Source organism: Marinobacter sp. UBA3604, from assembly GCF_002375325.1.
Taxonomy (GTDB): domain Bacteria; phylum Pseudomonadota; class Gammaproteobacteria; order Pseudomonadales; family Oleiphilaceae; genus Marinobacter; species Marinobacter salarius.
Genome location: NZ_DFMB01000042.1, coordinates 24,490 through 35,285, shown reverse-complemented (window position 1 = coordinate 35,285; position 10,796 = coordinate 24,490). Strand labels below are relative to the sequence as shown.

Below are 10,796 nucleotides of genomic sequence, written 5' to 3'. Positions count from 1 at the left end.
ATCTGGGTCACCTCACGGTGACCTTTTTTATGCTTCAAAGAACTCCGGTTGCCGTTCAGGCAGTAGCGGGACTCTTCTTGGCAGTGCTGGTGCTTTTGCGAGCTGTGGTTTTGCGTGCAGCCGGCTTCTTGGCCTGCGCAGTAGCCTTGGTTGACTGGGCGACGCTGGTCACTTCGTCCGCTGCGTCGGCAACGGTATCTGCACCTTCAGCCGCTTCTTTTTCCAGCTTGGCAACCAGGTCAGCCGCAAAGCTGCCGAAACGGGTGTTCAGGCTGCGCAGTTGCTCGAACAGGTTTTCACTGTAGCCATAGTAACGAGTGCGCAGGGTCTTTACGCTGTACTCGCGGGCTTCGGTTTCCAGCTTTTCAGCGTACTCGAACGGCTTGGAAGCCAGCTTCTTCTGCTGCTCTTCAGCTGCGTTGATGCCCTTCTCTACGATGTCCTGAAGCTGTTCCTGATAGGTCCTGAGTTTACCCATGATGACTCTCCTAAGATTGTGGATGCGTGGTTTGAAAATCTGCATCGTTATAGCCGGCAAACCGATGCCGACTTCTGATCACATGTCGAAGGTTACGGTCAAAAATTAGAATGTTCATACTAAAACCAACCCCTATTCGCCATCTGTCAACGGGGGAACAGGATCGTCTCGGAATTTACGGATAGTTCACTTGATGATTTTTTAAAGATTCGGCATGCTCTGCGCCTTGAAATGAGAAAGCCCGTCTCCCCGTTTTATTCAGGCCTCGCTTCTGACGTATCCCATTACAGTAACAACAGCACCAATAACGCGCTGACAAACGGATTGCGAGAAACACCATGCCAGGTATAAGACTCAGCCAGAACGCTGCGGGCCATCGGCAGCTTTGGAAAATGGTCGTTGCCGGAATGGCGCTGGCCATCATGGCCGGATGCCAGGAAGACTCCGGGGCATCAAGGGCCGCTTCAAGCCAAGCCAACGAAGCATCTGAACAAAGGCTGGGAGATGCCGTTTCGTCCATTCGGGACACCCTCGGGCAGCCTGAACCGGTACAGGAAGAGACATCCAACACTGGAGTTCCGGCCGACGAGGAGTCGATCACCCCTCCCACACTACGCTGGGACGCTCCGCTCACCCGGGAAGACGGCTCACGCCTCTATGCCAGCGACATCAGCGGCTATCGCATTTATTATCGCCTGCGGCACAGAGACAGTTTCGAGGTCATATCACTTTCCGGTGACGAAGACACTCGCTACCAGCTTGAAGATTTTCCGCCGGGTGCCTATGAATTCAGCATTACCGCCCTCGACGACAGCGGGCTGGAAAGCAAGCGCTCCGACGCAGTTACCGTCGACCTGATCTGAGTAGCATCCGAGAAATTTACCACCTGAAGATGACCCAACTGGGCACCAGCATGTCGGTCTCGCTCTCACGAATCCAGCCACCACCATCTGCTGGTACCAGGTAGTATTCGGGACCGACTTCCGGCACTACTTTGATCTCCACCAATTGACCATTCACCCGGTATTCGTAGAACACCTCGTTCTCACCCGGGCGAATCACGATCTGCGCCCCGTCAGCGGATGGCTGATAATCAGACACCACCAGGGGCTCCCTGGGTGTCTGTACAACATCGACATCCTCCTGGGCCATTGAAGGCCCGCAGAGCACACCCAACACAAGACCCGAGCAAGCGATACGTTTCATTTTCATGGTACTCTTCGGTTCTGTTTAGAGACGTGCATAATCACGCTGACACACGGGAAATGCACCCCGTTTATGTCAGAGTTGCACAAGCCTATCAACGCTTCAATCAGAATCCGGATCCGTTTTGATATGACACAGCAGCAGACTCCGCCGGTAGTTCTTGTAGATGGCTCTTCCTACCTCTTCCGCGCCTATCATGCCCTGCCGCCACTGATGACCAGCAAGAGCCACCCCACGGGCGCCATAAAGGGCGTTATCAGCATGATCCGGAAGCTGGAACAGGATTTTCCAGGCTCAAAAATGGTGGTGGTGTTCGACGCCAAGGGTAAGACCTTTCGCAACGACCTGTACGAAGACTACAAGGCCACCCGCCCGCCTATGCCGGATGACCTGGCCATGCAGATCCAGCCAATCCATGACATGGTTCGGGCCATGGGGTTGCCTCTGTTGATTGTCAGTGGCGTGGAGGCCGACGATGTCATCGGGACGCTCGCCCACGAAGCCACCAGCAAGGGTATTGATGTGGTGGTATCGACCGGCGACAAGGACATGGCGCAACTGGTGAGCGATCATGTCACCCTGATCAACACCATGACGGATACCCGCATGGACCGCGATGGCGTGGTCGAGAAATTCGGCATTGGCCCGGAGCAGATCGTGGACTACCTGGCGCTGGTGGGCGACAAGGTGGACAACATTCCCGGAGTCAACAAGTGCGGCCCGAAAACCGCCGTTAAATGGCTACAGGCGTGGGACAACCTGGATGACATCATTGAGCATGCGGACGAGGTCAAAGGCAAAATTGGCGAATACCTTCGGGAAGCCACCGAAACCCTGCCGCTCAGTCGCCAACTGGCCACCATCAAAACCGACGTGGATCTTGAGTTCGGGCTGGAAGACCTCAAGCTGAGGACCCAGGACGACGGTCAGTTGCTGGAACTGTTCCGGGAATATGAGCTTCGATCCTGGATTGCCGAGCTCGAAAACAGCGACTCAGCCGATGAAAAAAGCGCGGACGATGCCGTCGACAACAGCACCAATCCGGCCAGCAAAGAGAAAACATACACAATCGTGACCGATCAGGCAGAGCTGGATACCTGGATTGATCGCCTCAACAAGGCACCGCTGTTCGCCTTTGATACCGAGACCACCAGCCTGCGTTATATGGACGCCGATGTCGTTGGCGTGTCATTTTCCATTGAGCCCGACGAGGCTGCCTACGTGCCATTTGGCCACGATTATATGGGCGCCCCGGAACAACTGGACCGGGACACAGTGCTGGATCAGTTGAAACCACTGCTGGAAGACCCGAAGAAAGCCAAGCTCGGCCAAAACCTCAAATACGACAAGAACGTGCTGGCCAACCATGGCATACATCTGGAAGGCATTGCGGAAGACACCATGCTGGAGTCCTACGTGCTCAATTCCGTAGGGTCTCGTCACGACATGGACTCGCTGGCCATGCAATACCTGGGCGAGCAGACCATCACTTTCGAATCCATCGCCGGCAAAGGCGCCAAGCAACTGACCTTCAACCAAATTGATCTGGAGCAGGCTGGCCCCTACGCCGCAGAAGACGCCGATATCACCCTGCGACTGCACCAGGTGTTGCGTCCGCAACTGGAAAAAACCGGCCGGCTGCAGGAAGTGTACGAAAATATCGACCTGCCACTGGTTCCAGTACTGTCCCGCATGGAGCAACGGGGCGCGATGATCAACGCCAGCACACTGCGCAAGCACAGCCAGGAACTGGCAGAGCGTATGGCAGAACTCGAGAAGGAAGCCCACGAGGAAGCCGGCGAAAGCTTCAACCTGGGCTCTCCCAAGCAACTACAGGCTATTTTCTACGACAAGATGGGGCTACCGGTGGTGAAGAAAACCCCGAAAGGCGCCCCGTCCACCGCAGAGCCTGTATTGCAGGAGCTGGCCCACGAACATACCCTGCCCCGGCTGATCCTGGAACACCGAAGCCTGAGCAAGCTGAAATCCACCTACACCGACACTCTGCCGGAATTGATTCACCATCGCACCGGCCGGATTCACACCTCTTATCACCAGGCAGTGACGGCCACCGGCCGGCTGTCGTCCTCGGAGCCAAACCTGCAGAACATTCCCATCCGCAGCGAACAGGGCCGGCGCATTCGTCAGGCCTTCGTGGCCCCGGAGGGCTACAAGCTGATGGCGGCGGACTACTCCCAGATTGAACTGCGCATCATGGCGCACCTGTCAGGGGATAAGGGGCTGCTCAAGGCGTTTGAAAAGGGCGAGGACATTCACCGGGCGACGGCTGCCGAGGTCTTTGGCGTGGCCGTCGACGACGTCTCCGGCGACCAGCGCCGCAGCGCCAAAGCCATCAATTTCGGATTGATTTACGGCATGTCTGCGTTCGGGCTCGCCCGCCAACTGGATGTGGGTCGCAATCAGGCCCAGGAATATATCGATCGTTATTTCGAGCGTTACCCCGGCGTGCTGAAATACATGGACAACATCCGCAAACAGGCCCATGACGACGGTTTCGTGGAAACGCTCTACGGCCGCCGTTTGTACCTGCCGGAAATCAACGCCCGCAACAAGCAGATGCAACAGGCTGCCGAGCGCACCGCCATCAATGCCCCCATGCAGGGGACTGCCGCGGACATTATCAAGCGGGCCATGGTCAGCGTCGAAGACTGGCTACAGGAACATCACCAGAACAATGCCCGAATGATCCTGCAGGTTCACGACGAACTGATTCTGGAAGTACGCGAATCGGCCGTGGACAAGATTCGCGCAGGACTCGAGAAGCGGATGTCTGCTGCGGCATCGCTGGATGTACCCTTGCTGGTGGAGGCCGGCGTCGGCAATAACTGGGACGAAGCCCACTGAATCTGCCGGCCCGGGTTCCGTTTTGGGGCGAAACCACCTTTATTCGCCCCAAAACACACCATTCTTTTTGCCGTCTCACCCGCACGTTCCCAGCAACGGCGGCACTGGGCCCAACGACTGAAAACGGCACGAAATTCGCAGGCCTTGAGAGGGTCGGCCCCGGATTCGCATGAGTGAATATCGGGGCCATGTTGTGACACTTTCTACCCGAGGCACTCACCATGACTTTTCTGGCTTCCGAGCGCAGTTGGCTTATGAACCCTGGTTTACTGAAACTGGTTCACCAGTGTCGCCGCTTAATTCAGTCTGAGTTCGGGGTAAAGCTGCACCTCACGGAAGAGCACCTGGAACGGCATCTAGCGGACTATGCCAGCAAAACCCGCTCAGCCCACCTCATCCACACCTGGGAAATACTCAGGCCCCAGATCCCCCACCTGGACCTGCACGACGAGACCGACAATGCGAAGCGAATGTATCGCGGACAGGAAATTGCCGAGGAAACGTCTAGGGGCGACAGTAGTGCTTCCGAAACGGAAGCAGAAAGGACGAGAAAGAAGAAGGTTATCTATCGTGGGCAGGTTATTGGTTGAGGGGCGCCGTACGCCCCTCAAGGTATCACTTAAAACTGCTTGCTGACCTGTACCCCCGCACTCCAGGCATCAAGCTCGTAGGTACCACGGTAGCGAGCCGCCCCGGGCGTAGGCTCGTCGTTGACGTCATAGTTCTGTTCGTTCACCTCTTCGTCGTCGAACAGCAACACCCCGGCGGCCACGTCTACCGTCCAGCCTGAACGGGCGTCGGCGTACTGTGCGCCCAGCGTGACCCAATCGCGATCCCCTGACGGGATTCGAGCCGTACGGAAATCGTCGTTCACCGGCGACTCATCCCAGGCATAGCCAGCCTTGAACGCCCACTCCGGGGTCGCCTGCCAGATGGCGCCGACATTGGCCTGCCAGGTGTCTTTCCAGTTTTCCGAAACGTGCGTCACCAGGCGCTCATCACCAAGACCGGGCCCTGCCTGAGAAGAAATTGGGCCATTGTCCTCACGGCTGACCACATCCAATGCCTCAAACCGGCTCCACTTGGCCCAGGTCGCACCTGCCAGCAGTGTTACGGTATCGGTCAATTGGTGACGGGCACCGAAGGTAATGCTCTCGGGAATATCCAGCGGGACAGTCACCCGTTCAGTGACCGTGGACTGGCTGAACGTCAGGCCACCACCGCTAAGGCTACCCTGCGGATAGTTACGAACTTCCGCGTCGCCATCCAGCTCCAGTTCCGTTCCGGTCTGGGCGGAGATACCAAACTGTGTTCGCTCCGACATTTCCCAAAGCAAGCCAAAGGCAAAGGTGAGCGCCACGTCACTGCCTTCGATATCCGCGTAACCGTCTTCCAGGGTCCCCGGGGGCAACCCGAAGCGGGCTTCCGTACCACTGTAGTCCTGGAATTTGGTCAGCCGGCCTTCGGCGTAGATCACATTGACGCCAGCACCCATGGAGAATCCATTACCGTCGTTAACGGCAATGGACGGGCTGAATGCAATGGCGGTCAGTTCGGTCTTGTCCGCGAAAAAGCGCCCCTTGAAGTCATCCTCGTAATCCGCCGCAAGGCCATAGGGGGCGTGCAGACCGAAGCCCACGTCCAGCCAGTCGTTGATTTCGTGGGTCATGTAAAAATTGGGAAGGACGGCCGGGTCGGCGATATCACCACCGTTTCCACCGGCGACGGGACGGCCGTCATCGCGAACGGCACTGCCGGTGCCTTCCTTGAGCTCGGCATCAATATCCAGAACGGCGGCACCAAACGACATATTGGTGCCGGAAAGCTGGCTCATGCCGGCCGGATTGAAGAAAACCGTGGTGGCATTTTCCGGATTGGCTGCGGTGCCGGCGTTAGCAACGCCCATGGCACTGGCACTTTGCTCATTGAGTGAAAAACCACCAGCCAGCGCTGCGGCGGGTGCCACCAACGCCGATACCGTCGCGATTCGGAAAACAGAGCCGGGCAATACTTTGTTTTTGCGCATAAATCCCCCTGGATGATCGTTGGGGCGGAGTATACGCATCGCGGGCCAATGGCCTCAAATGCCATCACTACTGATTCAGATTCCTAATCGTTTACTACTTTAGTCTAATCCTCGATCAATCGTCCTGGATCGACAACTTGTCGACACTGGAAGCCAGCTTGTCAGCGCCCTGGGAATCGGCACCCAGCTTGATCATCAGGCGCAGGTCGTTGGCTGAATCCGCGTGCGCGAGGGCGTCTTCATAGGTGATGGAACCTTCGGCATAGAGTTCGTACAACGCCTGGTCAAAGGTGCGCATACCGCTCTCATTGGATTTGGACATCAGTTCTTTGAGGCGATGGACCTCGCCTTTGCGAATCAGGTCCGCCACCAATGGCGTGTTGATCAACACTTCGATGACGGCTTTGCGCCCCTGCCCGTCCGGCGTTGGGATCAACTGCTGAGCAACAATGGCTTTAAGGTTCAGGGACAGGTCCATCCAGATCTGGTTGTGCTGTTCAGGCGGGAAGAACTGGATAATCCGGTCCAGCGCCTGGTTGGCGTTGTTGGCGTGCAGGGTGGCCAGACACAGGTGGCCAGTTTCAGCAAACTGCACAGAGTATTCCATGGTCTGGCGGGTACGCACCTCACCGATCAGGATCACGTCCGGCGCTTGGCGCAGGGTATTCTTCAGAGCCACTTCAAAGCTATCGGTATCAATGCCCACCTCTCGCTGGGTCACGATACAGCCCTGGTGCTGGTGGACGAATTCGATGGGGTCTTCGATGGAGATAATGTGGCCCCGGCTGTTGCGGTTACGATGCCCCAGCATGGCCGCCAGCGAGGTGGACTTACCAGTACCTGTGGCACCCACGAACATGATCAGGCCACGCTTGGTCATGGCCAGGTCCTTGATGATTTCCGGCAGTGCCAGGTCATCAATCTGCGGGATCTTCACCTCGATCCGCCGCAGCACCATGCCGCAGAGATTGCGCTGGAAAAAGGCGCTAACACGGAAACGGCCGATGCCTCGGGCACTGATGGCAAAGTTGCACTCGTGGCTTTCTTCGAATTCGGCACGCTGCTTGTCGTTCATGGCGCCGTAGACGAACTCCCTAGTCTGCTCGGGCGTCAGGGCGTTCTTGGTGACGGGCAACACCTTGCCATTGACCTTCATGGAAGGTGGCACACCGGCGGTTATGAAAAGATCGGAACCGCCTTTTTCCACCATCAAACGGAGCAGTTTTTCGAATTCCATGACTTTCTACCTATTTTTCTGACTTTCGGTGTCCGGGTGTCGGGTAGGGCCCGTTCCAGGGCACGCTGTTAATACGTCCATGTACGCTCGACAAAAACATCCCTGTTTTTGACGTCCCTGGAACGGGCCCTACCCGACACCTCCCGAATTATGTGCCAAGCCCGCTACTAAGCTTAGAAATTATCCGGCATTTTCGCCTTCATTCTCGCGGCTTCGCGGGAAATCAGGCCTTTCTTCAAAAGTTTTTCCAGACACTGGTCCAGGGTTGTCATGCCCAGGGAGCCACCGGTTTGGATTGCCGAGTACATCTGAGCAATCTTGTCCTCGCGGATCAGGTTACGGATCGCAGAGGTGCCAATCATGATCTCGTGAGCCGCAATCCGGCCACCGCCCATCTTCTTCATCAGGGTCTGGGAGATAACCGCCTGCAATGATTCCGACAACATGGACCGAACCATGGACTTCTCTTCCGCCGGGAACACGTCCACCACGCGGTCGATGGTTTTGGCCGCCGAGGTGGTGTGCAGGGTGCCGAACACCAGGTGACCGGTTTCCGCCGCCGTCAGGGCCAGGCGGATGGTTTCCAGGTCCCGCAGCTCGCCGACCAGGATAATGTCCGGGTCTTCCCGCAGTGCGGAGCGCAGGGCTTCGTTGAAGCCCAGGGTGTCACGATGCACTTCCCGCTGGTTCAGCAGGCACTTCTTGGATTCGTGTACGAATTCGATGGGGTCCTCGATGGTGAGGATGTGCTCATAGCGGCTGTCGTTGATGTAGTCGATCATCGCCGCCAGCGTGGTGGACTTACCGGAGCCTGTTGGGCCCGTAACCAGCACCAGGCCTCGTGGCACAGAGGCGATGTCCTTGAACACCTGCCCCATACCGAGATCTTCCATCGTCAGTACCTTTGACGGGATGGTCCGGAAGACAGCACCGGAGCCACGGTTCTGGTTGAACGCGTTAACACGGAAGCGGGCGACACCAGGCACCTCGAAGGAGAAGTCGGTCTCCAGGAACTCTTCGTAGTCCTTGCGCTGCTTGTCGTTCATGATGTCGTAGATCAGCCCATGGACTTCTTTATGCTCCATTGGCGGAAGGTTGATGCGGCGGACATCGCCATCAACACGGATCATCGGGGGAAGGCCGGCAGACAGGTGCAAGTCTGATGCGCCCTGTTTGGCCGAAAAGGCAAGCAGTTCAGTAATATCCATAGGGGTCCTCGGAAGGCTTTTTTCTTTTATCCCGGTATGCGCCGGCTCCGGTCATTGGCACTGAACGGCTTCACTTGGCATTTCAGTAACCTGCGGGTAACGTGTCAGCGTATCAGAGACTGACCGGAATCGGCGGATTCGCACTATGAGCAGCATAGCAGACAACATCGGGAGCGTAACCCGACGCATACAAAAAGCAACATTGAAGGCCGGCCGCAGCGCGGGTTCCGTGCATCTGCTGGCGGTCAGTAAGACGCGCCCGGCCGACGAGCTTCGCACGGCTTACAGCGCCGGCCAACGGGCGTTTGGTGAAAACTACGTTCAGGAAGCTCTGGACAAGATGGAGGAGCTGAAGGAACTGGACGCCATCGAATGGCACTTTATAGGCCCCATTCAATCCAACAAGACCCGCCAGATTGCCGGGACATTTGCCTGGGCACACAGCGTTGACCGACTCAAGATTGCTCAGCGCCTGAACGATCAGCGCCCTTCCACTCTCCCGCCGTTAAATATCTGCCTTCAGGTGAACATCAACAATGAGGAGAGCAAGTCCGGTTGTGCCCTGGAGGATCTCACCGACATGGCAGACGCCATCGAAGAGATGCCAAATCTCTCGCTCAGGGGGCTGATGGCGATTCCGGACCCGGATCAGCCCGAGGCGGAGTTGCGCTCAAGCTTCCGCAAGTTGGCCAATGCGCTTAAACACATGCGCCAGGAGGCCCCTGGTTGCGGCCCGCTGGACACCCTCTCCATGGGCATGTCCGGTGACCTTGAGATGGCCATTGAGGAGGGCGCAACTTGGGTAAGAGTCGGTACCGCCCTGTTCGGCCCTCGGTAACCGGAGGCTGACAGCCCCAGATCCTGTTATCATCAGCGGCAGACTGACAATTGACCACTACTGATCCAAACGTGGAGTGAACCTTGAGCACATCACCAACGATTTCGTTTATCGGTGCCGGCAACATGGCCAGCGCCATCATCGGTGGCATGCTGGACAGCGGCTTCAAGGCCGCCAACATCTGGGTCAGCGCCCCCGATGACAACCATCTTCAATCCATCCGCAAACAATTTGGTGTCAGCGTCACCACCGACAATCGTTACTGCGCCGAGCAGGCGGACATGGTGGTTCTGGCGGTGAAGCCACAGGTTATGGCAAGTGTTTGCTCAGACATCGCCCCGGTGGTGCAGAACACCCGCCCGCTAATGGTGTCGATTGCGGCCGGGCTGGAAGCTTCCACCCTGGACGAGTGGCTCGGTGGCGGACTGCCGCTGGTGCGCGTGATGCCCAACACACCATCGCTGGTTGGTAAAGGGGCTGCTGGGCTCTATGCCAATGATCAGGTCAAGGAAAAGCAGAAGACCATGGTGGAGTCGGTCTTTAACAGCATTGGCTCGGCGCTCTGGGTGGAGGACGAATCCCTCCTGCATGCAGTGACTGCACTTTCTGGCAGCGGCCCCGCCTATTTCTTCCTGATGCTGGAAGCACTGGAAGAGGCGGCCACCGATGCCGGCATTGCCGGCGAGACCGCACGCGCACTGGCAATCCAGACCATGGCCGGCGCCGCCGAAATGGCAGGACGCAGTGAACACGACCCCGGCCAGCTCAAACGCAATGTCATGTCTCCCGGTGGCACCACAGAACAGGCCATCCAGACCTTTGAAGAAGGTGGCATGAGAGATCTGGTCAAGAAGGCCTACTCAGCCGCTTACAAGCGCTCCGGGGAAATGGCCAAAGAACTCGCCAATAAACAGTAACCAATAACGGGAGACACGGCT

Annotated in this window: 10 protein-coding genes; 5 read left to right on the top strand and 5 right to left on the bottom strand. The window is 57.3% G+C overall.

The annotated features are described in order from the left end of the window. Positions 1-55 precede the first annotated feature (55 nt). Positions 56-478, bottom strand: a complete 423-nt coding sequence (locus tag B2590_RS13250; RefSeq protein WP_036203154.1) for a hypothetical protein — start codon at positions 476-478, stop codon at positions 56-58. Between the two features lie 338 nt (positions 479-816). On the opposite strand from B2590_RS13250, the gene B2590_RS13245 reads away from it, so the two are divergent. Beyond that, positions 817-1,341, top strand: coding sequence for a fibronectin type III domain-containing protein (locus B2590_RS13245; RefSeq protein WP_051946545.1), 525 nt, complete (start codon positions 817-819; stop codon positions 1,339-1,341). 16 nt (positions 1,342-1,357) lie between these two features. Here B2590_RS13245 and B2590_RS13240 read toward each other — a convergent pair whose 3' ends face one another. After that, entirely contained in the window at positions 1,358-1,684 is a 327-nt protein-coding gene (locus B2590_RS13240; RefSeq protein ID WP_036205605.1) for a DUF2782 domain-containing protein, read from the bottom strand. 129 nt (positions 1,685-1,813) lie between these two features. Here B2590_RS13240 and polA point away from each other — a divergent pair, with 129 nt between their 5' ends. Together polA and B2590_RS13230 are read left to right on the top strand one after the other, a co-directional pair. Next, positions 1,814-4,549, top strand: a complete 2,736-nt coding sequence (gene polA / locus B2590_RS13235) for a DNA polymerase I (RefSeq protein ID WP_286847957.1) — start codon at positions 1,814-1,816, stop codon at positions 4,547-4,549. Positions 4,550-4,770: 221 nt separating this feature from the next. Then, the gene (locus B2590_RS13230) at positions 4,771-5,139 is read left to right on the top strand and encodes a hypothetical protein (RefSeq protein ID WP_041332636.1); all 369 of its coding nucleotides are present in this window, start codon (positions 4,771-4,773) and stop codon (positions 5,137-5,139) included. A 29-nt stretch (positions 5,140-5,168) separates the two neighbouring features. Here the strand turns inward: B2590_RS13230 and B2590_RS13225 are convergent, their stop codons facing one another. The 3 genes from B2590_RS13225 to B2590_RS13215 all read right to left on the bottom strand — a co-directional run bounded on the left by B2590_RS13225 (position 5,169) and on the right by B2590_RS13215 (position 9,020). Next, positions 5,169-6,575 (bottom strand): OmpP1/FadL family transporter, encoded by a 1,407-nt coding sequence (locus B2590_RS13225; protein WP_286811216.1) that lies wholly within the window; start codon positions 6,573-6,575, stop codon positions 5,169-5,171. 115 nt (positions 6,576-6,690) lie between these two features. Beyond that, positions 6,691-7,812, bottom strand: coding sequence for a PilT/PilU family type 4a pilus ATPase (locus B2590_RS13220; RefSeq protein ID WP_286811218.1), 1,122 nt, complete (start codon positions 7,810-7,812; stop codon positions 6,691-6,693). A gap of 173 nt (positions 7,813-7,985) precedes the next feature. Next, positions 7,986-9,020: a type IV pilus twitching motility protein PilT gene (locus B2590_RS13215; protein ID WP_027830795.1), complete on the bottom strand. Its 1,035-nt coding sequence runs from the start codon at positions 9,018-9,020 to the stop codon at positions 7,986-7,988. 145 nt (positions 9,021-9,165) lie between these two features. Here B2590_RS13215 and B2590_RS13210 point away from each other — a divergent pair, with 145 nt between their 5' ends. Both B2590_RS13210 and proC read left to right on the top strand, forming a co-directional pair. Next, entirely contained in the window at positions 9,166-9,858 is a 693-nt protein-coding gene (locus tag B2590_RS13210) for a YggS family pyridoxal phosphate-dependent enzyme (RefSeq protein WP_126810649.1), read from the top strand. Positions 9,859-9,941: 83 nt separating this feature from the next. Beyond that, positions 9,942-10,775 carry a pyrroline-5-carboxylate reductase gene (gene proC, locus B2590_RS13205; RefSeq protein WP_036203143.1) on the top strand — a complete coding sequence of 278 codons (834 nt, stop codon included), beginning with the start codon at positions 9,942-9,944 and terminating at the stop codon, positions 10,773-10,775. The last annotated feature ends 21 nt before the right edge of the window (positions 10,776-10,796 follow it).

Bases quoted from the DNA above. Each gene is read 5' to 3' on its own strand.
- B2590_RS13250 (WP_036203154.1), bottom strand. From the start codon at position 478: ATGGGTAAACTCAGGACCTATCAGGAACAGCTTCAGGACATCGTAGAG.
- B2590_RS13245 (WP_051946545.1), top strand. From the start codon at position 817: ATGCCAGGTATAAGACTCAGCCAGAACGCTGCGGGCCATCGGCAGCTT.
- B2590_RS13240 (WP_036205605.1), bottom strand. From the start codon at position 1,684: ATGAAACGTATCGCTTGCTCGGGTCTTGTGTTGGGTGTGCTCTGCGGG.
- polA (WP_286847957.1), top strand. From the start codon at position 1,814: ATGACACAGCAGCAGACTCCGCCGGTAGTTCTTGTAGATGGCTCTTCC.
- B2590_RS13230 (WP_041332636.1), top strand. From the start codon at position 4,771: ATGACTTTTCTGGCTTCCGAGCGCAGTTGGCTTATGAACCCTGGTTTA.
- B2590_RS13225 (WP_286811216.1), bottom strand. From the start codon at position 6,575: ATGCGCAAAAACAAAGTATTGCCCGGCTCTGTTTTCCGAATCGCGACG.
- B2590_RS13220 (WP_286811218.1), bottom strand. From the start codon at position 7,812: ATGGAATTCGAAAAACTGCTCCGTTTGATGGTGGAAAAAGGCGGTTCC.
- B2590_RS13215 (WP_027830795.1), bottom strand. From the start codon at position 9,020: ATGGATATTACTGAACTGCTTGCCTTTTCGGCCAAACAGGGCGCATCA.
- B2590_RS13210 (WP_126810649.1), top strand. From the start codon at position 9,166: ATGAGCAGCATAGCAGACAACATCGGGAGCGTAACCCGACGCATACAA.